General features: G+C 69.0%; 26 protein-coding genes. 2 read left to right on the forward strand and 24 right to left on the reverse strand.

All coding sequences use genetic code 11. The features are described from left to right. The 3 genes from O3X23_RS33650 to glmS form a co-directional block, all read right to left on the reverse strand. Positions 1 to 1,401, reverse strand: a 1,401-nt coding sequence (locus O3X23_RS33650) for an NAD(P)H-hydrate dehydratase (RefSeq protein WP_269276278.1), incomplete at its 3' end; no start/stop codon positions are given. A 123-nt stretch (positions 1,402 to 1,524) separates the two neighbouring features. Then, complete coding sequence (locus tag O3X23_RS33655; protein WP_269276280.1) at positions 1,525 to 1,893, reverse strand: holo-ACP synthase; 369 nt, start codon at positions 1,891 to 1,893, stop codon at positions 1,525 to 1,527. Further along, positions 1,890 to 3,737 carry a glutamine--fructose-6-phosphate transaminase (isomerizing) gene (gene glmS / locus O3X23_RS33660; RefSeq protein ID WP_269276282.1) on the reverse strand — a complete coding sequence of 616 codons (1,848 nt, stop codon included), beginning with the start codon at positions 3,735 to 3,737 and terminating at the stop codon, positions 1,890 to 1,892. The genes O3X23_RS33655 and glmS overlap by 4 nt, the downstream gene beginning before the upstream one ends. A gap of 108 nt (positions 3,738 to 3,845) precedes the next feature. Between glmS and coaA the strand changes: the two genes are divergently transcribed. Continuing rightward, the gene (gene coaA / locus O3X23_RS33665) at positions 3,846 to 4,841 is read left to right on the forward strand and encodes a type I pantothenate kinase (RefSeq protein WP_269276284.1); all 996 of its coding nucleotides are present in this window, start codon (positions 3,846 to 3,848) and stop codon (positions 4,839 to 4,841) included. A 64-nt stretch (positions 4,842 to 4,905) separates the two neighbouring features. Here coaA and glmM read toward each other — a convergent pair whose 3' ends face one another. From glmM to O3X23_RS33685, 4 genes are all read right to left on the reverse strand, one after another. Further along, complete coding sequence (gene glmM, locus O3X23_RS33670) at positions 4,906 to 6,264, reverse strand: phosphoglucosamine mutase (protein WP_269276286.1); 1,359 nt, start codon at positions 6,262 to 6,264, stop codon at positions 4,906 to 4,908. Between the two features lie 118 nt (positions 6,265 to 6,382). Further along, positions 6,383 to 6,931, reverse strand: coding sequence for a 30S ribosomal protein S9 (rpsI, locus tag O3X23_RS33675; RefSeq protein WP_138352923.1), 549 nt, complete (start codon positions 6,929 to 6,931; stop codon positions 6,383 to 6,385). A gap of 42 nt (positions 6,932 to 6,973) precedes the next feature. Then, positions 6,974 to 7,417 (reverse strand): 50S ribosomal protein L13, encoded by a 444-nt coding sequence (gene rplM, locus O3X23_RS33680; RefSeq protein ID WP_269276287.1) that lies wholly within the window; start codon positions 7,415 to 7,417, stop codon positions 6,974 to 6,976. 265 nt (positions 7,418 to 7,682) lie between these two features. Further along, positions 7,683 to 9,302 (reverse strand): ABC-F family ATP-binding cassette domain-containing protein, encoded by a 1,620-nt coding sequence (locus tag O3X23_RS33685; RefSeq protein ID WP_269276289.1) that lies wholly within the window; start codon positions 9,300 to 9,302, stop codon positions 7,683 to 7,685. Between the two features lie 124 nt (positions 9,303 to 9,426). Here O3X23_RS33685 and O3X23_RS33690 point away from each other — a divergent pair, with 124 nt between their 5' ends. Next, positions 9,427 to 10,632 carry a hypothetical protein gene (locus tag O3X23_RS33690; protein WP_269276290.1) on the forward strand — a complete coding sequence of 402 codons (1,206 nt, stop codon included), beginning with the start codon at positions 9,427 to 9,429 and terminating at the stop codon, positions 10,630 to 10,632. A 47-nt stretch (positions 10,633 to 10,679) separates the two neighbouring features. Here O3X23_RS33690 and truA read toward each other — a convergent pair whose 3' ends face one another. From truA to rpsH, 17 genes are all read right to left on the reverse strand, one after another. After that, positions 10,680 to 11,525, reverse strand: a complete 846-nt coding sequence (truA, locus tag O3X23_RS33695) for a tRNA pseudouridine(38-40) synthase TruA (RefSeq protein WP_269276292.1) — start codon at positions 11,523 to 11,525, stop codon at positions 10,680 to 10,682. Positions 11,526 to 11,620: 95 nt separating this feature from the next. Next, positions 11,621 to 12,136 (reverse strand): 50S ribosomal protein L17, encoded by a 516-nt coding sequence (gene rplQ, locus O3X23_RS33700; RefSeq protein ID WP_269276294.1) that lies wholly within the window; start codon positions 12,134 to 12,136, stop codon positions 11,621 to 11,623. Between the two features lie 152 nt (positions 12,137 to 12,288). Beyond that, positions 12,289 to 13,311: a DNA-directed RNA polymerase subunit alpha gene (locus O3X23_RS33705; protein ID WP_033177813.1), complete on the reverse strand. Its 1,023-nt coding sequence runs from the start codon at positions 13,309 to 13,311 to the stop codon at positions 12,289 to 12,291. Between the two features lie 108 nt (positions 13,312 to 13,419). Continuing rightward, positions 13,420 to 14,046 (reverse strand): 30S ribosomal protein S4, encoded by a 627-nt coding sequence (gene rpsD / locus O3X23_RS33710; RefSeq protein ID WP_138352918.1) that lies wholly within the window; start codon positions 14,044 to 14,046, stop codon positions 13,420 to 13,422. Positions 14,047 to 14,072: 26 nt separating this feature from the next. Then, entirely contained in the window at positions 14,073 to 14,477 is a 405-nt protein-coding gene (gene rpsK / locus O3X23_RS33715) for a 30S ribosomal protein S11 (RefSeq protein WP_138352917.1), read from the reverse strand. Between the two features lie 99 nt (positions 14,478 to 14,576). Next, complete coding sequence (gene rpsM, locus O3X23_RS33720; protein WP_269276299.1) at positions 14,577 to 14,957, reverse strand: 30S ribosomal protein S13; 381 nt, start codon at positions 14,955 to 14,957, stop codon at positions 14,577 to 14,579. 172 nt (positions 14,958 to 15,129) lie between these two features. Beyond that, a complete protein-coding gene (gene rpmJ, locus O3X23_RS33725) occupies positions 15,130 to 15,243 on the reverse strand; it encodes a 50S ribosomal protein L36 (protein ID WP_003956441.1) in 114 nt (37 codons plus the stop codon). Positions 15,244 to 15,302: 59 nt separating this feature from the next. Then, positions 15,303 to 15,524, reverse strand: a complete 222-nt coding sequence (infA, locus tag O3X23_RS33730) for a translation initiation factor IF-1 (protein WP_014047798.1) — start codon at positions 15,522 to 15,524, stop codon at positions 15,303 to 15,305. 148 nt (positions 15,525 to 15,672) lie between these two features. Beyond that, on the reverse strand, positions 15,673 to 16,509 hold the full coding sequence (gene map, locus O3X23_RS33735) for a type I methionyl aminopeptidase (RefSeq protein WP_269276303.1): 837 nt from the start codon (positions 16,507 to 16,509) through the stop codon (positions 15,673 to 15,675). An 89-nt stretch (positions 16,510 to 16,598) separates the two neighbouring features. Beyond that, positions 16,599 to 17,258 (reverse strand): adenylate kinase, encoded by a 660-nt coding sequence (locus tag O3X23_RS33740; protein WP_269276305.1) that lies wholly within the window; start codon positions 17,256 to 17,258, stop codon positions 16,599 to 16,601. Next, positions 17,258 to 18,571: a preprotein translocase subunit SecY gene (secY, locus tag O3X23_RS33745; RefSeq protein ID WP_269276306.1), complete on the reverse strand. Its 1,314-nt coding sequence runs from the start codon at positions 18,569 to 18,571 to the stop codon at positions 17,258 to 17,260. The genes O3X23_RS33740 and secY overlap by 1 nt, the downstream gene beginning before the upstream one ends. Before the next feature lie 316 nt (positions 18,572 to 18,887). After that, complete coding sequence (gene rplO, locus O3X23_RS33750) at positions 18,888 to 19,352, reverse strand: 50S ribosomal protein L15 (RefSeq protein WP_269276307.1); 465 nt, start codon at positions 19,350 to 19,352, stop codon at positions 18,888 to 18,890. Position 19,353: 1 nt separating this feature from the next. Then, the gene (rpmD, locus tag O3X23_RS33755; protein WP_138352911.1) at positions 19,354 to 19,536 is read right to left on the reverse strand and encodes a 50S ribosomal protein L30; all 183 of its coding nucleotides are present in this window, start codon (positions 19,534 to 19,536) and stop codon (positions 19,354 to 19,356) included. Next, positions 19,536 to 20,135 (reverse strand): 30S ribosomal protein S5, encoded by a 600-nt coding sequence (gene rpsE, locus O3X23_RS33760; protein ID WP_250989998.1) that lies wholly within the window; start codon positions 20,133 to 20,135, stop codon positions 19,536 to 19,538. The genes rpmD and rpsE overlap by 1 nt, the downstream gene beginning before the upstream one ends. Before the next feature lie 43 nt (positions 20,136 to 20,178). Further along, positions 20,179 to 20,562: a 50S ribosomal protein L18 gene (rplR, locus tag O3X23_RS33765; protein ID WP_138352909.1), complete on the reverse strand. Its 384-nt coding sequence runs from the start codon at positions 20,560 to 20,562 to the stop codon at positions 20,179 to 20,181. 2 nt (positions 20,563 to 20,564) lie between these two features. Next, positions 20,565 to 21,104, reverse strand: coding sequence for a 50S ribosomal protein L6 (gene rplF / locus O3X23_RS33770; protein WP_138352908.1), 540 nt, complete (start codon positions 21,102 to 21,104; stop codon positions 20,565 to 20,567). A gap of 21 nt (positions 21,105 to 21,125) precedes the next feature. Then, complete coding sequence (gene rpsH, locus O3X23_RS33775; RefSeq protein ID WP_138352907.1) at positions 21,126 to 21,524, reverse strand: 30S ribosomal protein S8; 399 nt, start codon at positions 21,522 to 21,524, stop codon at positions 21,126 to 21,128. Between the last annotated feature and the right edge of the window lie 163 nt (positions 21,525 to 21,687).

The following is a 21,687-nucleotide window of genomic DNA, read 5'->3' on the forward strand; positions in this document are numbered from 1 at the left end:
GTCCTGGGCCGAGATGGTGGCGGAGCCGGAGGCCAGACGGGCGGCGAGGCCGTGGAGGTGGGCGCCGACGGAGGCGGCGTCGCGGGGGGCGAGGCCGGCGGCCAGCAGGGAGCCGGTGAGTCCGGACAGGACGTCGCCGCTGCCGGCGGTGGCGAGCCAGGACGTGCCGGTCGGGTTCACCCGGACCGGCACCGTCCGCTCCGGGTCGGCCACCAGCGTCGTCGAGCCCTTGAGGAGCACCGTGGCACCGTACGACTCGGCCAGCTCCCGCACGGACGCCAGCCGGGCCGCCTCGACCTCCTCCCGGGACCGCCCCAGCAGCGCCGCCGCCTCCCCCGCGTGCGGGGTGAGGACGGTGGCCGCGGAGCGCGCCCGGACCTGCTCGCGGGAGAGCAGGCGCAGCCCGTCCGCGTCGACGAGGACCGGCACGTCGGACGCGAGGACGTCGTCGACCGACCGCCGCGCCTCCGAGCCGTCGCCGAGGCCCGGCCCGACCACCCAGGCCTGGACCCGGCCGGCTTCGGACGGCGGGCCCGTCGTGACGAGCGTCTCGGGGAAGCGGGCCAGCACGGCCTCCGCGCCGTGCCCGACGTACCGCACGGCGCCGGCGCCGCCGCGCAGCGCGCCCGCCACCGCGAGGACGGCCGCGCCCGGGTAGCGGGCGGACCCGGCGACGACGCCGACGACCCCCCGCCGGTACTTGTCGCTCTCGGCGGCCGGCACCGGCAGCAGCGCGGCGACATCCGCGAACTGCAGCGCTTCGAGCGCCGGGACCGGCAGATCGGGGCCGAGGCCGATGTCGATCAGGCGCTGAGCCCCGGCGTGGCCGGCCGCCGGGTCGATGAGCAGGCCCGGCTTGTAGGTGCCGAAGGTGACGGTGACGTCGGCGTGCACGACCGGTCCCTCCACCTCGCCGGTGTCGGCGTCGACACCGCTCGGCAGGTCCACGGCGACGACGGTGGCGCGCGATGCGCGCGCGGCCCGTGCGAGCGGCACGGCCGCCGGCCGCAGCCCGCCCTTCCCGCCGATCCCGACGATGCCGTCCAGGACGAGGTCGGCGCGGTCGATGAGGGGAAGCGCCGCGTCGGCGGCCACCGTGCGGCCGCCGGCCGCCCGCAGGTCCGCGAGCCCGCCGCCGTGCGTCCGGTCCGGCGCGAGCAGCACGGCGGTGACGCCGGCGCCGCGCCGGGCGAGCCGGGCCCCCGCGTACAGGGCGTCGCCGCCGTTGTCGCCGCTGCCGACGAGCAGGACGACGCGGGCGCCGTAGACCCGCCCGAGCAGCCCGGCGCAGGCGGCCGCCAGCCCGGCGGCGGCCCGCTGCATGAGCGCCCCCTCCGGCAACCGCGCCATGAGCGCGCCCTCCGCCGCCCGAACGGTCTCGGCCGTGTGTGCGTGCCGCATAAGTCGCCCTCTCTCGCCGAACCACCGCTCCCGCGCGTCACGGGCGTACCCCAGGAGCCGTACCCGCGACAGCGCCGTTGATCACCGGCCGCGGCCCGGTACCCACACCCCTACCCCGCCGCCCTACCCCTCCGCGATCACCACCGCGGACGCGATCCCCGCGTCGTGGCTGAGCGAGACGTGCCACCCCCGCACCCCCAGTTCCGCGGCCCGGCGGGCCACGGAGCCGGTGACGGTGAGCCGCGGCCGGCCGGTGTCCTCGGTCGTCACCTCGGCGTCGAGCCAGACGAGCCCGGCCGGGGCGCCGAGCGCCTTGGCCAGCGCTTCCTTGGCGGCGAAGCGCGCGGCCAGCGACGCCGTGCCGCGGGGTTCGCCGCCCGGCAGCAGCCGTTCGTTCGCGGTGAAGAGCCGGTCGGCGAGACCCGGCGTGCGCTCCAGGGACGCGGCGAAGCGCGCGATCTCGGCGACGTCGATGCCGATTCCGATGATCATTCGACGGTCACCGACTTCGCGAGGTTCCGCGGCTGGTCGACCTCGTTGCCCCGGGCGGTGGCCAGTTCGCACGCGAAGACCTGCAGCGGCACGGTGGCCACCAGCGGCTGGAGCAGCACCGGCGTGCGCGGGATGCGGATGATGTGGTCGGCGTACGGGACGACCGCCTCGTCGCCCTCCTCGGCGATGACGATGGTGCGGGCGCCGCGGGCCCGGATCTCCTGGATGTTGGAGACGATCTTGTCGTGCAGCACCGACCGGCCGCGGGGCGACGGCACCACCACGACCACCGGCAGGTCCTTCTCGATCAGCGCGATCGGCCCGTGCTTGAGCTCGCCCGCCGCGAACCCCTCGGCGTGCATGTAGGCCAGCTCCTTGAGCTTCAGGGCGCCCTCCAGGGCGACCGGGTAGCCGACGTGCCGGCCCAGGAACAGCACGGTGTTCTTGTCCTTCAGCGAGCGCGCGAGCTCCCGCACCGGCTCCATGGTCTCCAGGACCTGCCCGACCTGGGTGGAGATCTCCGACAGCTCGCGGATCACCCCGGTGATCTCGTCACCCCACTTGGTGCCGCGCACCTGCCCCAGGTACAGCGCGACGAGGTAGCAGGCGACGACCTGCGTCAGGAACGCCTTCGTCGAGGCCACGGCGACCTCGGGCCCGGCGTGCGTGTACAGCACGGCGTCGGACTCGCGCGGGATCGTGGAGCCGTTGGTGTTGCAGATGGCGAGCACCTTCGCCCCCTGCTCGCGGGCGTGCCGCAGCGCCATCAGGGTGTCCATCGTCTCGCCCGACTGGCTGATCGCGACGACGAGCGTGCGCTGGTCCAGGATCGGGTCCCGGTACCGGAACTCGCTCGCCAGCTCCACCTCGCACGGCATCCGCGTCCAGTGCTCGATGGCGTACTTGGCGATCATCCCGGCGTGGAACGCCGTCCCGCACGCGACGATCACCACCTTGTCGACCTCGCGCAGCGTCCGGTCGGGAATCCGCAGCTCGTCGAGTGTCAGCCGGCCGTCCGTGCCGATCCTCCCCAGCAGCGTGTCGGCGACCGCCTTCGGCTGCTCGGCGATCTCCTTGAGCATGAAGTAGTCGTAGCCGCCCTTCTCGGCGGCGGAGACGTCCCAGTCGACGTGGTACGGCCGCACCTCGGCCGGCTTGCCCTCGAAGTCGGTGACGGTCACGCTCTCCCGGCGCAGCTCGACGACCTGGTCCTGGCCCAGTTCGATCGCCTCACGGGTGTACTCGATGAACGCGGCGACGTCCGACGCCAGGAAGTTCTCGCCCTCCCCGACGCCCACCACCAGCGGCGAGTTGCGCCGCGCCCCGACCACCACGTCCGGCTCGTCCGCGTGCACGGCGACGAGCGTGAACGCCCCGTCCAGCTGCCGGCACACCTGCCGCATCGCCTCCGCCAGGTCCGCCGACGAGGAGAAGTACTCGGCGAGCAGGTGCGCCACGACCTCGGTGTCGGTCTCGGACTCCAGCGTGTGGCCGCGCTCGGCCAGCTCCGAACGCAGCGCGGCGAAGTTCTCGATGATGCCGTTGTGCACCACCGCGACCCGCCCCGCGTTGTCCAGGTGCGGGTGCGCGTTCACATCCGTCGGGCCGCCGTGGGTCGCCCACCGCGTGTGCCCGATCCCGGTTCCGCCGGCCGGCAGCGGCTGCTCCGCGAGCAGCGCCTCCAGGTTGGCGAGCTTGCCGGCCTTCTTGGCGGCGGCCAGACCACCGTCGGCCAGCACGGCGGTACCCGCCGAGTCGTAGCCCCGGTACTCCAGCCGCCGCAGCCCGGCGACGACGACATCGAGAGCGGACCGGCCGCCCACATACCCCACGATTCCGCACATGCCGCTCACCCTATGGCCGTAGCGCCCCGCCGTCCCAGAGGCACCTCCGACGGCCCGCCGGACGGGCCCGTGCCCCCCGAGGTGAGCCGGGCGCGGAGCGGCAGCACAATGGGGCGTGTGCCGACCACCGATCAGCAGCAGCGCCGACGCGCCGAGATCAGCCCGTACGTGGACCTCAGCCGCGCGGAGTGGAGCGCGCTGCGGGAGCGGACGCCCCTGCCGCTGACCGCCGACGAGGTGGAGCGGCTGCGGGGCCTGGGCGACGTCATCGACCTCGACGAGGTCGTCGACGTCTATCTGCCGCTGTCCCGGCTGCTCAACCTGTACGTGGCCGCCCACAGCGGTCTGCGGGGCGCCCTGAACACCTTCCTCGGCGACGCGGGCGGCGGGCACGGCGAGCAGCCGGGCACCCCGTTCGTCATCGGGGTGGCGGGGAGCGTCGCGGTCGGAAAGTCGACCACCGCCCGCATCCTGCGGGCGCTGCTGGCCCGCTGGCCCGAGCACCCGCGGGTCGAGCTGGTGACCACCGACGGCTTCCTGCTGCCCAACGCGGAACTGCACCGCCGCGACCTGATGTCGCGCAAGGGCTTCCCCGAGTCCTACGACCGGCGCGCGCTGACCCGCTTCGTCGCCGACGTGAAGGCGGGCAAGGACGAGGTGACCGCTCCCGTCTACTCGCACCTGATCTACGACATCGTCCCCGGTGAGCGCCTGACGGTGCGGCGGCCCGACATCCTCATCGTCGAGGGCCTGAACGTGCTGCAGCCGGCGCTGCCCGGCAAGGACGGCCGCACCCGCGTCGGTCTCGCCGACTTCTTCGACTTCAGCGTGTACGTCGACGCCCGCACCGAGGACATCGAGCAGTGGTACCTCGGCCGGTTCCGCAAGCTCCGGGAGACGGCCTTCCAGAACCCGTTCTCGTACTTCCGCAAGTACACGCAGGTCTCGGAGGCGGAGGCGCTGGAATACGCCCAGCTGATGTGGCGGACCGTCAACCGGCCCAACCTGCAGCAGAACGTGCTGCCGACGCGCAGCCGCGCCACGCTCGTGCTCCGCAAGGGCCCGCAGCACAAGGTCCAGCGGCTGTCGCTGCGCAAGCTCTGAACCGGCCCCGACGCAAGGGAGCGCGCCACCCGGACGGGCGGCGCGCTCCTTCACGTACGGGGTACTAGCCCAGGACGGACTTCACGACGTCGGCCAGCCGGCCCGCGACCGAGCGGGCGTGGTCGATGTCGGCGGCCTCGACCATGACGCGGACCAGCGGCTCGGTGCCGGAGGAGCGCAGCAGCACCCGTCCGGTGGTGCCCAGTTCGCGCTCGGCCTCGGCAACGGCGGCCGCCAGCTCGGGGGCGGTGTCGACCCGGCTCTTGTCGACGTCCGGCACGTTCACCAGCACCTGCGGGAGCCGCTGCATGACGCCGGCCAGGTCGGCCAGCGTGCGGCCGGTGGAGGCGACGCGGGCGGCCAGCAGGAGGCCGGTCAGCGTGCCGTCGCCGGTCGTGGCGTGGTCCAGCACGATGACGTGGCCGGACTGCTCGCCGCCCAGCGCGTAGCCGTGCTCCTTCATCGACTCCAGCACATAGCGGTCGCCGACCGCCGTCTCCACGAGGTTGATGCCCTCGCGCTCCATCGCCAGCTTGAAGCCGAGGTTGGACATCACGGTGCCGACCACGGTGTTCTCCCGCAGCCCGCCCCGCTCGCGCAGGTCCAGGGCGAGCACGGCCAGGATCTGGTCGCCGTCGACCTCGTTGCCGTCGCCGTCGATGGCCAGGCAGCGGTCCGCGTCACCGTCATGGGCGATGCCGAAGTCCGCGCCGTGCTCGACCACGGCGGCCTTGAGCAGTTCGAGGTGCGTGGAGCCGCAGCCGTCGTTGATGTTGAGGCCGTCGGGCTGGGCACCGATCGTGACGATCTCGGCTCCGGCCCGGGAGAACGCCTCGGGTGACACCCAGGCGGCGGCGCCGTGCGCCTCGTCCAGGACGATCTTCAGTCCGTCGAGGCGGTTCGGGAGCACGCCGATGAGGTGCGCGACGTACTGGTCGAAGCCCTCGGTGTAGTCCTTCACCCGGCCGACGCCTGAACCGGTCGGCCGGTCCCAGGGCTCGCCCGCGCGGTGCTCCTCGTAGATCCGCTCGATGCGGTCCTCGAGGTCGTCGTCGAGCTTGTGGCCGCCGCGGGCCAGGAACTTGACACCGTTGTCCGGCATCGCGTTGTGGCTGGCGGAGAGCATCACGCCGAGGTCGGCACCCAGCGCGCCGGTGAGATACGCCACCGCGGGGGTGGGCAGCACACCGACCCGCAGGACGTCCACACCGGCACTCGCGAGGCCCGCCACGATGGCGGCCTCCAGGAACTCCCCCGAAGCACGTGGATCGCGCCCGACCACGGCCACCGGCCGGTGACCCCGGAACGAGCCTGCCTCAGCGAGCACATGAGCCGCCGCGACGGACAGGCCGAGCGCGAGCTCGGCGGTCAGGTCCGCGTTGGCGACGCCGCGCACGCCGTCCGTGCCGAAGAGTCGTCCCACTGTTATTCCTCCGAGTATGGGAACCATGGGCGTTACCGACAGGTATACGCCCTGGGGGGTAAATAGCGAACGCCCCGGAGGCACACAAAGTGCCTCCGGGGCGAACGCCAAGCCGTGATTAGCGCTTGCTGAACTGCGGCGCCTTACGGGCCTTCTTCAGACCGGCCTTCTTGCGCTCGACCGCACGGTCGTCACGCGTCAGGAATCCGGCCTTCTTGAGGGCGGCACGGTTGTTGTCCGTGTCCGCCTCGTTCAGCGCACGGGCAACACCGAGGCGCAGCGCACCGGCCTGGCCGGAGATGCCGCCGCCACCGATACGCGCGATGACGTCGTAGCGGTTGTCCAGCTCAAGGAGCTTGAACGGCTCGTTGACTTCCTGCTGGTGCACCTTGTTCGGGAAGTAACCCTCGAGGGTGCGACCGTTGATCTTCCACTTGCCAGAGCCCGGCACGATGCGGACACGGGCGATGGACTGCTTGCGGCGGCCGGTGCCGGCTGCCGGCTGCGGGTCGCCGAAGCGGCCCGCGAGAGACTCGGAGGTGTACTCCTCCGGAGCCTCGGACTCCGAGGTGTACTCCGTAGGAGCCTCCTCGGACCCGAAGGCCTCGACGGTCTCGGTGGTGTCGTCAGCCTCGACGACGGGGGCCTCGGTAGTGGTCTCAGCCACGATTCTCCTCAGATGCTTTCTGCTGGTAGCTGGTGGCCGGGACTACTGCGAGACCTGGCTGATCACGAACGGGACCGGCTGCTGCGCAGCGTGCGGGTGGTCGGTGCCCGCGTAGACCTTCAGCTTCGAGAGCATCTGACGGCCCAGGGTGTTCTTCGGGATCATGCCCTTGATGGCCTTCTCGACGGCCTTCTCGGGGTTCTTGTCGAGCAGCTCGTCGTAGCGGACGGAGCGCAGACCACCCGGGAAGCCAGAGTGGCGGTAAGCCATCTTCTGGGACTTCTTGTTACCGGAAAGGTGAACCTTGTCGGCGTTGATGATGATGACGAAGTCACCGGTGTCAACGTGCGGGGCGTACACAGGCTTGTGCTTGCCCCGGAGAAGGTTCGCGGCCTGAGAGGCCAGACGGCCCAGGACAACGTCCTGCGCGTCGATGACGTGCCACTGGCGAGTTACATCGCCGGGCTTGGGGCTGAACGTACGCACGGTCGTAGCCTTCGCTTCTTCAGAGAGTGGAGTCCTGACAAGGCCACCCGGACGATCACGACAGTCTTGGCAGCACTCGGGGACGCAACCCGGTACTGCCGCTGGTGTTCGGCCCGGCGGACCGGCGTAAGGGCCTCTCACGTGAGAACGAGCAAGCCAATACGCATAACGAACTCGCAGAATACCCGGCTTCGACCGTACGGGTCAAAACGCGCCCCGATGCCCTGGTCAGGGCCCTTGCCGTCATCCCACCGTAACCCGGAGCTCACCGATTGCGCTCCACCCGTCGTTCATCCCAGACCGGCTCCGTCGACTCGCGGACGACACCGTCCGAGCCGAAGACCAGGTAGCGGTCGAAGGACCGGGCGAACCAGCGGTCGTGCGTCACCGCGAGCACCGTGCCGTCGTAGGCCTCCAGGCCCTCCTGGAGGGCCTCGGCGCTCTCCAGGTCCAGGTTGTCCGTCGGCTCGTCCAGCAGGAGGGCGGTGGTGCCCGCCAGCTCCATCAGCAGGATCTGGAAGCGGGCCTGCTGTCCCCCGGAGAGGCTGCCGAAGTTCTGGTCGCCCTGGCGCTCCAGCTCGTAGCGGCGCAGGACGCCCATCGCCCGGCCGCGGTCGTGCGCGTTCTCGGTCCACAGGATGTCGACCAGCGAGCGCCCCACCAGCTCCGGATGCGCGTGGGTCTGCGCGAAGTGGCCGGGCACCACCCGGGCGCCGAGCTTCCAGGAACCGGTGTGCCGGACCTCCTGGCCGGCGAGCAGCCGCAGGAAGTGTGATTTGCCCGACCCGTTGGAGCCGAGGACCGCGACCCGTTCGCCGTAGTAGATCTCCAGGTCGAAGGGCTTCATCAGACCCGTGAGCTCCAGCCCCTTGCAGGTCACCGCCCGTACCCCGGTACGGCCGCCGCGCAACCGCATCTTGATGTCCTGCTCACGCGGCGGCTCCTGCGGGGCACCGGCGTCCTCGAAGCGCTTCAGCCGGGTCTGGGCCGCGTGGTAGCGCGACGCCATGTCCGGACTGATCGCGGCCTGCTGGCGCAGCCGGAAGACCATCTGCTTGATCTTGGTGTGTTCTTCCTCCCACCGGCGCCGCAGCTCCTCGAACCGCGCGAACCGGTCCTTGCGCGCCTGGTGGTACGTGCCGAAGCCGCCGCCGTGCACCCACACGTCCGAGCCCGCGGGCCCGGGCTCCACGCTGACGATGCGCTCCGCCGAGCGGGCCAGCAGCTCCCGGTCGTGGGAGACGAACAGCACGGTCTTCTTGGTCTGCGCGAGCTGTTCCTCCAGCCAGCGCTTGCCGGGCACGTCCAGATAGTTGTCCGGCTCGTCCAGCAGCAGCACCTCGTCGGTGCCGCGCAGCAGGGCCTCCAGGACCAGGCGCTTCTGCTCACCGCCGGAGAGCGTCTTGACCTCGCGCCACTGCGCCCGCTCGTACGGGACGCCCAGCGCGGACAGGGTGCACATGTCCCACATGTTCTCGGCCTCGTAGCCGTGCGCCTCCGCCCAGTCGCTGAGCGCGTGCGCGTAGGCCATCTGCGCCGGTTCGTCGTCCTGCGCCATGATCGCCAGTTCGGCCGCGTCCACGGCCTTCGCGGCCGTCCTGATCCGCGCCCGCGACACGGAGACCAGCAGGTCCCGCACCGTCCGGTCGTCCCGGACCGAGCCGACGAACTGCGGCATGACGCCGAGCCCGCCGCTGATGGTCACCGAGCCGCCGTCCGGCTTGAGCTCTCCCGAGATCAGCCGCAGCAGGGTCGTCTTGCCCGCGCCGTTCGCCCCGACCAGAGCGACCTTGGCGCCTTCCCCCACCCGGAACGAGACGTCGCCGAGCAGCACCCGTCCATCCGGAAGGTAGTACTCCAGGTGTGCCGCCTCTACATGTCCCATAACTCTGGATTCTCGCCCCTGCCATGGCCCCGGCCCAAACCGATTTCCAGTGGCCGGACGCCGGCGACCGGAGCCACCGGGATCGGGCGTCCACCCCACCCGTTCGCCGAATATGATGCGCGTCATGACTGATGGGCCCACGCCTTCCCACGACCCGCGCCAGGGCTTGCCGGCGCCCACCCCGCCCGAGTCCGGGGGCGAGGGCCGGCGCGAGGTGCTGGAGGGACTCGTCATCCCGTCCCGGCCGCTCCCGTACCAGTCGGGCCCGCCCGCGGCGCCCGGCCCGCAGGCACCGCGGATACCCGACGGCACGGCTCCGCAGGACCCGTACGGCCAGGGCGCGCAGGGCCGGCCGGCCGCCGGCGCCCAGCAGCCCGCACAGGCCCAGCAGCAGCCCCAGCAGCCCGCACAGGGCGTCCCCGGCGCACCGCAGGCGCCCGCCTGGGCGCCGCCGACGAGCGGCCTCGCCGCCGGCACCCCGCCGTCCTTCCCCCAGCAGCCGCACGGCCCGGCGGCCGGTCCCGGCGCCTTCCCGCAGACCCCGCAGACCAACGCCCCCGACTGGGGAGCGCTCGCCGCGCAGCGCGAGGCCGCGGCGAAGCGCCGCAAGCTGTTCATGATCGGCGGCGGAGCGCTCGCCGCGGTGGCCGTCGCGGGCATCGTCGCCGCCGCCGTCGTGGCGTCCAACAAGAGCGACGGCAAGCCGAAGGCCGGCCCCACCACCACGGCGCCCTCGCAGCCCCTGCCGCCCGAGCCGTCGTTCTCCTCGGTCGCCCCGGCGCCGCCGAAGAACCCCCTCGACTACATCTCCACGGCCAAGAAGGACTCGGCCCCCATCAGCGCGGAGACCCTCTTCCCCGGCAAACTGATGACGATCGCGGGCCACACGTACACCAGGACCGCCGGCACCTCCACGACGACCTGCGCCGCGGCCGCCACCGACGGGCTCGCGGCGGCGCTGCCGCAGAACAAGTGCCGCCAGGTGGTCCGGGCGACCTACGTCCTGGGCAACTCGGCGGTCACCGTCGGCGTCGCGGTCTTCGACGGCAAGGCGCCGGCCGACAAGGCCAAGGCCACCCTGCACTTCCTGCTGCCGCTGAACGGCGGCGGCGTCACCGCGTTCTGCCACAACGTGTCCTGCTGGACGACCTCGAACTCGGTCGGCCGCTACGCCTACTACACGATCTCCGGGCCGAAGAACGGCACGACCGCCACCAACGCCGACACCGCGTCCAAGCAGGCCGGGGTCGACGCGTCGAACTTCGCCTTCGAGCGCATCGTGCAGCGCGGCAAGGACGCGGCGGCGCGCGACACGGCCGCGGGAAGCTAGGCCCCGCAGGACCCGGTGCCGATCCGGCACCGAGGCACCGGGGCACCTCAGAGGCAGCCGGGCAGCGTCCGCATATTGCGGGCCAGCAGGTTGCGGGCGGCGAGCTGGTCGTCGGCGGGGTAGCCGACCTCCTCCAGCGTCAGCCCGTGCGGCCGCACCACGTTCACCGCGGAATTGCGGACGCCCCCGGCCAGCACCTCGCCGGGGAACCCGGCCGGCCGGTGCCCGTCCCCGACCAGCAGCATGGAGCCGACCAGCGCCCGCACCATGTTGTGGCAGAACGCGTCGGCCCGGACCGTCGCGACGGCCACCCCGTCGGGCGTGCGCTCCCAGTGCAGCTCCAGCAGCCTGCGGATGGTCGTCGCGCCCTCACGCTTCTTGCAGTACGCCGCGAAGTCGTGCTCCCCGAGCAGCTTCTGCGCCGCCTCGTTCATCAGGTCCACGTCCAGCGGGCGGTCGTGCCACAGCACGTGGCCGCGCAGCAGCGGGTCGACCCCGGCCTGCTGGTCGCCGACCCGGTACGCGTAACGCCGCCAGATCGCCGAGAACCGCGCGTTGAAGGCCCGCGGCGCCACCCGGACCCGCCACACCCGCACATCCTGCGGCAGCTTCCCCGCGAGCCGCCTGAGCAGCTTCTCGCCGTGCTCGGCCCACACGTCCTCGGCCAGGTCCAGGTGCGCGACCTGACCGCGCGCGTGCACCCCCGCGTCCGTCCGGCCGGCCACCGTCAGCGAGACCGGCTCCCGCAGCCGCATGACGGTCTGCAGCGCCGCCTCCAGGTCGCCCTGCACGGTGCGCCGGGTCCGCTGCTTCGCCCAGCCGGAGAATTCGGCCCCGTCGTACGACAGGTCCAGCCGCACCCGTACGAACCCGGGCTCCACCTCGTCGCTCACCGTGCGGTCCTCTCGTGCTGAGTGCTGATCACGCGGAACGGGCCCGCCCCCAGAAGCTGGGAACGGGCCCGTCCGTAGTACGCCGAACGCCTGGATCAGGCGTCCTTCGACTCCTCGTCGGCCTTCTCGGCCGGCTTGGCGTCCTCGACGACCTCGTCGGACTTCGCCGGGGCGTCGTCCTTCTTGAGGGTGTCTTCCTTCACCGCGCGCTTCGTCGCCGCTTCGGCCTCACCAGTGGCGGCCTGGGCCACGGTCAGGGCCTCGACCAGCTCGATGACCGCCATCGGGGCGTTGTCGCCACGACGGTTGCCGATCTTGGTGATACGCGTGTAACCACCGGGGCGGTTCTCGTAGCGCGGGCCGATCTCCGTGAAGAGCGTGTGCACGATGCTCTTGTCGGTGATGGTGGCCAGCACCTGGCGACGGTTGTGGATGTCGCCCTTCTTCGCCTTGGTGATGAGGCGCTCCGCGACCGGACGCAGACGACGCGCCTTGGCCTCGGTGGTGGTGATGCGGCCGTGCTCGAACAGCGCCTTCGCAAGGTTCGCGAGCAGGTGACGCTCGTGGGCGGCGCTGCCGCCCAGACGAGCACCCTTGGCGGGCTGAGGCATGGTCTTTCTCCTTCTTTTCTGCACCGGCCGGATCAGGTACCGGTGTCAGTGTCCGACGGGCGTGTGCCTGCCAGAAGTCTTGACCGCACCGCGCGGAGGCGGCGACTCGCGGCGTGAACCGCGGTCGGGCCCGCCTCCGCGACGGAGTCGGATCAGTACTGCTCGGTCTCCACGAATCCGGCGTCCACGTCGTCGTCGGCGCCGAAGGCGTCGGCGGCGGCGGTCGGGTCGAATCCGGGCGGGCTGTCCTTGAGGGCCAGGCCCATGCCGGCCAGCTTCGCCTTGACCTCGTCGATCGACTTCGCACCGAAGTTGCGGATGTCGAGCAGGTCGGCCTCGGAGCGGGCGACGAGCTCACCCACGGAGTGGATGCCCTCGCGCTTGAGGCAGTTGTACGAACGAACGGTGAGCTCGAGCTCCTCGATCGGCAGTGCCAGATCGGCGGCCAGAGCGGCGTCCGTCGGGGACGGGCCCATGTCGATGCCCTCGGCGTCGACGTTGAGCTCGCGCGCCAGACCGAACAGCTCGACCAGGGTCTTACCGGCCGACGCCATGGCGTCGCGCGGGCGCATGGCCTGCTTGGTCTCGACGTCGACGATCAGCTTGTCGAAGTCGGTGCGCTGCTCGACACGGGTCGCCTCGACCTTGTACGTGACCTTGAGCACCGGGCTGTAGATGGAGTCGACCGGGATCCGGCCGATCTCCTGGCCCTGCTGCTTGTTCTGGACGGCGGAGACGTAGCCGCGACCGCGCTCGACGGTCAGCTCCATCTCCAGCTTGCCCTTGGCGTTCAGGGTGGCCAGAACCAGGTCGGGGTTGTGCACCTCGACACCGGCCGGGGGCGCGATGTCGGCGGCGGTGACGACACCCGGGCCCTGCTTGCGCAGGTACATCACGACGGGCTCGTCGTGCTCCGAGGAGACGACGAGCTGCTTGATGTTGAGGATGACGTCGGTCACGTCCTCCTTGACGCCCGGCACGGTGGTGAACTCGTGCAGAACGCCGTCGACCCGGATGCTGGTGACAGCGGCACCGGGGATCGAGGAGAGGAGCGTGCGGCGAAGGGAGTTTCCGAGGGTGTAGCCGAAGCCCGGCTCCAGCGGTTCGATCACGAACCGGGAGCGGAATTCGTCGACGACCTCTTCGGTCAGCGACGGACGCTGAGCGATAAGCATGATGTTCCTCCAGTCATCGGCATCCGCTATTTGATGCCGAGGGGTACTGCAAGGGTACGGGCGGTACGGCCCCATCGGGGTCGTACCGCCCGCATCGCTGAGCCGCTACTACTTGGAGTAGAGCTCCACGATCAGCTGCTCCTGGACCTGCGTGTCGATAACAGGCCGCTCGGGCAGGGAGTGCACGAGGATCCGGAGCTTCGACGGGATCGACTCGAGCCACGCGGGCACGGTCTTCTCGCCGGCCTCGGCGGCAGCGACCACGAACGGGGTCATCTGACGCGAGGACTCGCGAACCTCGACGATGTCGTTCACAGCCACGCGAGCCGACGGGATGTCGGTCTTGCGGCCGTTCACGGTGATGTGTCCGTGACGAACCAGCTGACGGGCGTGGTCGCGGGACTTGGCGAAGCCGGCCCGGTAGACCACGTTGTCGAGACGGATCTCAAGGATGCGCAGAAGGTTCTCACCGGTCTTGCCGGACTTCTGGTTCGCTTCCTTGTAGTAGTTCACGAACTGCTTCTCGAGTACACCGTAGATACGGGCACACTTCTGCTTCTCGCGAAGCTGAAGGAGGTACTCGCTGTCCTTGGTGCGCCCGCGGCCGTGCTCACCCGGGGGGTAAGGACGGATCTCGATCGGGCACTTTGCGCTCTCGCACTTGCTGCCCTTGAGGAACAGCTTCTGCTTCTCCCGACGGCATCGCTTGCAGTCGGCCCCGGTGTAACGCGCCATATTGTCTTGTCTCCTACTTCAGGTGGTCAGACGCGGCGGCGCTTGGGCGGGCGGCATCCGTTGTGCGGAGTGGGGGTGACGTCCTGAATCGAGCCGACCTCGAGGCCAGTGGCCTGGAGGGAGCGGATCGCGGTCTCACGGCCGGAGCCGGGACCCTTGACGAAGACGTCGACCTTGCGCATGCCGTGCTCCTGCGCGCGACGGGCAGCCGATTCGGCGGCCATCTGCGCGGCGAACGGAGTCGACTTGCGCGAGCCCTTGAAGCCGACATGGCCGGCAGAGGCCCAAGCGATCACGTTGCCCGAGGGGTCCGTGATCGAGACGATCGTGTTGTTGAACGTGCTCTTGATGTGGGCGTGCCCATGAGCGACGTTCTTCTTTTCCTTGCGGCGCACCTTCTTGACTGCGCCCTGACGGCCCTTCGGAGGCATGTATTACTCCCGTGGAGGTGGTCGGTCCTGAGCGAACCGCTTTCGTCTGCGGAGATCCGGGGTCGCCCCCCGGCGGCACCGCAGTTGCGTCCGCTAGGACTACTTCTTGCCCGGCTTCTTCTTACCGGCGATGGCGCGACGCGGACCCTTGCGGGTACGAGCGTTGGTGTGGGTGCGCTGACCGTGGACCGGAAGGCCACGACGGTGACGCAGACCCTGGTAGCAGCCGATCTCGACCTTGCGGCGAATGTCGGCCTGCACCTCGCGACGGAGGTCACCCTCGGTCTTGAAGTTGGCATCCACGTAGTCGCGGAGCTTGACGAGGTCTTCCTCGGCAAGGTCGCGAACGCGGGTGTCGGGGTTCACACCGGTGTTCTTCAGGGTCTCCTGGGCACGGGTGCGACCGATGCCGAAGACGTAGGTGAGGGCGATCTCCACGCGCTTCTCACGCGGGAGGTCAACGCCGGAAAGGCGTGCCATTCATGGCTCCTGTTGATTCGGAGGTCTTCCGCAGTACCGTTCCCGGCCGCCGTACAAGGTACGTTCCGGGTCCTCGGCCCCCGCCGAAGGTGTCGTCCCGGCATGCCGGGACGGGTGACTGCGTAATTACGTGTGTGCGTCGCTTGAAGAACTGCGAGTTGCGGGTCGTGCGTCAGCCCTGGCGCTGCTTGTGGCGCAGGTTGTCGCAGATGACCATGACCCGACCGTGACGGCGGATCACCTTGCACTTGTCGCAGATCTTCTTGACGCTCGGCTTGACCTTCATGTGATGTCAGGTTCTCCGGGTCGTGCCATCGCCCCACGGGAGCGGGGCAGCAGCGAGATCTACTTGTAGCGGTAGACGATCCGTCCGCGCGTCAAGTCGTAGGGAGACAACTCCACAACGACCCTGTCATCGGGAAGGATGCGGATGTAGTGCATACGCATCTTGCCGCTGATGTGCGCGAGGACCTTGTGACCGTTCTGGAGCTCTACCCGGAACATCGCGTTCGGGAGAGACTCGATCACGGTGCCCTCGATTTCGATGGCACCTTGCTTCTTGGCCACGCTTCGCCCTTCGAATCGGCTACCTTGATCGGCTCGCGTAAATCACGCAGACATGCGGGTATACATGAGCCGACGTGTCAGTCTACGGCAGGCACCCCGGAATGACGAATCCGGGGTAGATGCCCACGATGAGTGATCGTTACTCCACTCAGCCCAGCGGGTCCGGTGCCGCCTGGATACCGTACTCCGCCAGCTTCGCCTTACCGCCGTCGACGGCGGTGAGCACCAGCGGGCCCTGCTCGGTCAGCGCGATCGAGTGCTCCCAGTGGCTGGACCAGGACCCGTCGTCGCTCTTGACCGTCCAGTTGTCCTCGAGGACGTGGGTGTGCGGCGTGCCGAGGGTCACCATGGGCTCGATCGCCAGGCAGACGCCCGGCACCAGCTTGATGCCCCGGCCGCGCTTCTTGTTGACGTAGTTCAGCAGGTGCGGGTCCATGTGCATCTCGGAGCCGATGCCGTGGCCGCCGTACTCCTCGACGATGCCGTACTTGCCGGACGCCGGACGCGGCTGGCGCCGGATGTACCCCTCGATCGCCGCCGAGACGTCGGAGAGCCGGTTGCCCTTCTTCATCGCCGCGATACCGGCCCACATGGACTCCTCGGTCACCCGGCTCAGCTCGACGAGCTCCGGAGCGTGACCGGTCCCCACGAAGGCCGTGAAGGCCGCGTCGCCGTGCCAGCCGTCGATGATGGCGCCCGCGTCGATGGAGATGAGGTCGCCGTCCTTCAGGACGGTCTCCCGGTCCGGGATGCCGTGCACCACGACATCGTTGACCGACGTGCAGATGTTGCCGGTGAAGCCGCCGTATCCGAGGAAGTTCGGCTTGGCGCCGTGCTCGGCGATCACCTTCGCGGCGATCTCGTCGAGCTCCTTGGTGCTCACGCCCGGTACCGCGGCCTCGCCGCACGCCCGGTGGATGGCCGCGACGACCAACCCCGCCTCGCGCATCTTGGCGATCTGCTCCGGGGTCTTGATCTCGACCATGCCTGTGGCCCTCTCTGAAAAAGTCGTCAGTCAAACAGTACGGCCGCGGTGCCATCAGGGCACCGCGGCCGACCTGGTTACGTGGGGTACTACGCGCTCTTGTTGCTCTTCAGTGCGTCCATCGCCCGCTGGGTGACGTCCGCGACCGGACCGAGCGCCGAGATCGTCGCCACCAGGTCCTGCTGCTTGTAGTAGTCGATGATCGGCTCGGTCTCCCGGTGATAGACGGCGAGGCGGTTGCGTACGGTCGCCTCGGAGTCGTCGTCACGCTGGTAGAGCTCGCCGCCGCACTCGTCGCACACGCCCTCGACCTTGGGCTGCTTGTACGTGATGTGGAACGTGTGCGCCGAGTCGAGACGGCAGGTACGCCGGCCGGCGATCCGCTTGACGACCTCGTCCTCCGGGACCTCCAGGTCCAGGACCCCGTCGAGCGCGATGCCGCGCTCGACCAGGTAGGCGTCGAGCGCCTCGGCCTGGTGGACGTTGCGCGGGAAACCGTCGAGCAGGAAGCCGCCCTCGGTGTCCGGCCCGTCCAGCCGGTCCTTCGCCATCCCGATGGTCACTTCGTCGGGCACCAGGTTGCCGGCGTCCATGTAGGACTTCGCCTGCTTGCCCAGGGCTGTGCCCTGGCTGATGTTCGCGCGGAAGAGGTCACCCGTCGAGATGTGCGGGATCGACAGGTTCTTGGCGAGGAACGCAGCCTGCGTACCCTTGCCGGCCCCAGGCGGCCCGACGAGGACGATTCGCATCAGCGGAGGAACCCTTCGTAGTTGCGCTGCTGGAGCTGGCTCTCGATCTGCTTCACGGTCTCCAGGCCGACACCCACGATGATCAGGATGCTGGTCCCGCCGAACGGGAAGTTGGTGCTGCCGTTGAACAACGCGATGGCAACGGTGGGAACGAGAGCGATGAGCCCCAGATACAGCGATCCCGGCCACGTGATCCTGTTCAACACGTAGCTCAGGTATTCAGCAGTAGGTCGACCGGCCCGGATGCCCGGGATGAAGCCACCATACTTCTTCATATTGTCGGCGACTTCCTCGGGGTTGAAGGAGATCGCGACGTAGAAGAAGGCGAAGAACACGATCAACAGGAAGTACGCGGCCAGGTAGGCGGGGTGATCGCCCTTGGTCAGGTTGACGCTGATCCACTGGGCCCACGGTTCCGCCGACCCACTGAACTGAACCACGAGGGCCGGAATGTAGAGCAGCGAAGAGGCGAAGATGACGGGAATCACACCCGCCTGGTTCACCTTGAGCGGGATATAGGTGGACGTTCCGCCGTAGGAGCGCCGGCCGATCATGCGCTTCGCGTACTGCACCGGGATCCGGCGTTGCGCCTGTTCGACGAAGACCACAAGGGCCACCATCACCAGGCCGATCAGAATGACGACGAAGAACTCGAACCAGCCGCCCATGATCTTGCCGGAGCTCTTGATGGACCAGAGGGCACCCGGGAAGCCGGCCGCGATGGAGACGAACATCAGGATCGACATACCGTTGCCGATACCGCGGTCGGTGATGAGCTCGCCGAGCCACATGATCATCACGGTGCCGGCGGTCATGGTGATCACCATGGTGACGGTGGTGAAGATCGACTTGCTGGAGATGATGTCGTAGCGCTGGGCGCAGCTGGAGAAGAGGCTGCCGCCGCGGGCGGTGGCCACCAGGCCGGTGCCCTGCAGGATCGCCAGCGCCACCGTCAGGTATCGGGTGTACTGCGTGATCTTCGCGGTGCCCGCCTGGCCCTCCTTCTTGAGGGCTTCGAGGCGTGGGATCACCACGGTCAGCAGCTGCAGGATGATGCTCGCCGTGATGTACGGCATGATCCCGAGCGCGAAGATGGTCAGCTGGAGCAGAGCACCACCGCTGAAGAGGTTGACGAGGCTGAAGAGGCCCTGCCCGCCGCCCGCGTCCTTGATGCACGCGTTGACGACCTTGTAGTCCACCCCTGGCACCGGGACGTGTGCCCCGAGCCGGAACAGCACCATGATGCCCAGCGTGAACAGCAGCTTCTTGCGCAGGTCAGGCGTTTTGAACGCCTGGGCGAACGCGGTGAGCACGGTGCCTCCTGCACCTTCCGCGCAGCAGGGCGGAAGGGTCGGTCGAGATGGTCTGTCACGGACGGCGGATCACCGGCCGGGATGGGGCGCGAGGACAGTCTGCGGGCAGTTTCGCCAGTCGACCCAACGGACTCTAACAGCGCGTGGCGGTCCGTAAGAAGCGCGTGTCTCCCCCAGTTGGCGTTCGCCACCCGGCAATGACACCTCGGAGTCGTACTTGCGCCCTTTGTCCTCAGGGTGCACCTACCGAATCGGGCCCGTCCCTCAAACGAGGAACGGGCCCGATTCAGTCGCTGTCAGCAGCAGTCGCCGAGACTCAGATGAGCTCGGTGACGGAGCCGCCGGCAGCAGCGATCTTCTCCTTGGCGGAACCGGAGACGGCGTCAACCGAAACCTGGACCGCCACGGTGATCTCGCCGGTGCCGAGCACCTTGACGAGCTGGTTCTTACGGACCGCGCCCTTGGCGACCAGATCGGCCACCGTGACCTCTCCACCCTCGGGGTAGAGGGCGGAGAGCTTGTCCAGGTTCACGACCTGGAACTCGACGCGGAACGGGTTCTTGAAGCCCTTGAGCTTCGGCAGGCGCATGTGGAGGGGCATCTGCCCGCCCTCAAAGCGAGCCGGAACCTGGTAACGGGCCTTGGTGCCCTTGGTACCACGACCAGCGGTCTTACCCTTGGACGCCTCGCCACGACCCACACGGGTCTTGGCGGTCTTGGCTCCCGGGGCGGGACGCAGGTTGTGGACCTTCAGGGGGTTCAGCGGGTTCTCAGCACCCATGTCAGTCAACCTCCTCGACCGTGACGAGGTGGCGGACGGTCTGGACCATTCCGCGAATCTCGGGACGGTCCTCCTTGACCACCACGTCGTTCAGGCGCTTGAGCCCGAGCGAACGCAGGGTGTCACGGTGGTTCTGCTTGCTACCGATGTAGGACTTGATCTGCGTGACCTTGAGGCGGGCCATCAGGCACCCACCCCGGCACGTGCACGCAGCAGAGCTGCGGGCGCGACGTCCTCCAGCGGCAGGCCACGACGGGCGGCGATCTCCTCGGGGCGCTGAAGGCCCTGAAGAGCGGCGACCGTGGCGTGCACGATGTTGATCGCGTTGTCCGAGCCGAGGCTCTTGGACAGCACGTCGTGGATGCCGGCGCACTCGAGTACGGCGCGCACCGGGCCACCGGCGATAACACCGGTACCGGGGGAAGCGGGCTTGAGCAGAACGACGCCTGCAGCCTTCTCGCCCTGGATCGGGTGCGGGATGGTGCCCTGGATGCGGGGAACCTTGAAGAAGTTCTTCTTCGCTTCCTCGACACCCTTGGCGATGGCGGCCGGAACTTCCTTGGCCTTGCCATAACCGACACCGACGGTGCCGTCACCATCGCCCACCACGACCAGCGCGGTGAAGCTGAAGCGACGACCACCCTTGACTACCTTGGCGACGCGGTTGATCGCGACAACACGCTCGACGTAGGCGGTCTTCTCGGCCTGCGGGCCGCCCCGTCCAGACTTGCGGTCACGCTCGCCGCCACCGGCACCGCTGCCGCGGCGCTGGGGTCCAGCCATTGGAATTACCTCTCTTCGTTGATCCGCTAGCTGCGGGACGAACTCAGAACTCGAGTCCGGCTTCGCGGGCGGCATCCGCGAGGGCGGCAATGCGCCCTGCGTACTGATTGCCGCCACGGTCGAATACGACAGTCTCAATACCCGCGGCCTTGGCACGCTCGGCCACGAGCTGGCCGACCTGCTTCGCCTTGGAGGACTTGTCGCCTTCGCCGCCACGGATGGACGGGTCGAGGGTCGACGCCGACGCGAGGGTGTGCCCCGCGAGGTCGTCGATAACCTGCGCCACGATGCCGCGGTTGGACCTGGTCACGACGAGACGCGGACGCGCCTCCGTGCCCGAGATCCGCTTGCGGACGCGGATGTGGCGACGCTTGAGAGCCGCGCCCTTGTAAGCCTTGCCCTTGGCGATCTTCACACCGTATGCCATGGCTACTTACCAGCCTTTCCGACCTTGCGGCGGATGACTTCGCCCGCGTACTTAACACCCTTGCCCTTGTACGGGTCGGGCTTCCGCAGCTTGCGGATGTTCGCGGCTACCTCGCCGACCTTCTGCTTGTCGATTCCCTCGACACTCAGCTTGGTCGGCGACTCCACCTTGAACGAGATGCCCTCCGGCGGCTCGATCACGACGGGGTGGCTGTAGCCCAGGGCGAACTCCAGATTGGAGCCCTTCGCCTGGACGCGGTAGCCGACGCCGTTGATCTCGAGCGCCTTGCTGTAACCCGCGGTCACGCCAGTGATCATGTTCGCCACCAGCGTGCGGGACAGGCCGTGCAGGGCCTTCGAAACACGCTCGTCGTTAGGACGCGACACGATGAGCGTGCCGGTCTCGTCCTTGGCGACATCGATCGGAGCGGCGACGGTGTGGGAAAGGGAACCCTTGGGGCCCTTCACCGAGACCGTACGGCCGTCGATGGTGACGTCCACGCCGGCGGGAACCGGGATGGGCAGCTTGCCGATGCGCGACATTGCAATGCCTCCTGTTCCCGATTACCAGACGTAGGCGAGGACTTCCCCACCTACGCCCTTCTTGCTGGCCTGCTGGCCGGTGAGGAGACCGTGGGACGTGGAGATGATCGCCACGCCCAGGCCGCCGAGCACCTTGGGCAGATTGGTGGACTTTGCGTAGACCCGAAGGCCCGGCTTGCTGATGCGCTTGATGCCGGCGATCGAGCGCTCACGGCTCGGACCGAACTTCAGCTCGAGGATGAGGTTCTTGCCAACCTCGGCATCCTCGACCTTCCAGCCGGTGATGTAACCCTCCTGCTGGAGGATCTCCGCGATGTGCGACTTGATCTTGCTGAACGGCATCACGACATCATCGTGATACGCCGAGTTCGCATTACGCAGACGGGTCAGCATGTCTGCGATGGGGTCGGTCATGGTCATGAGTTGGCCCCTAGGCCTCTCTCGCCGGGGTTTCCATTGCGCCATCCTTCTCCCCGAACTAGGTCGGGACGGGTGCGGCGCGGGGACCTACGGCGTAGTAAGTCGGTCATGGGCGGCAGGCGCCCAACCCCTCTACCTTACGGCAGACGGGGAGGGCATCCTG

It is taken from the genome of Streptomyces sp. H39-S7, from assembly GCF_027158205.1.
Lineage (GTDB): Bacteria > Actinomycetota > Actinomycetes > Streptomycetales > Streptomycetaceae > Actinacidiphila.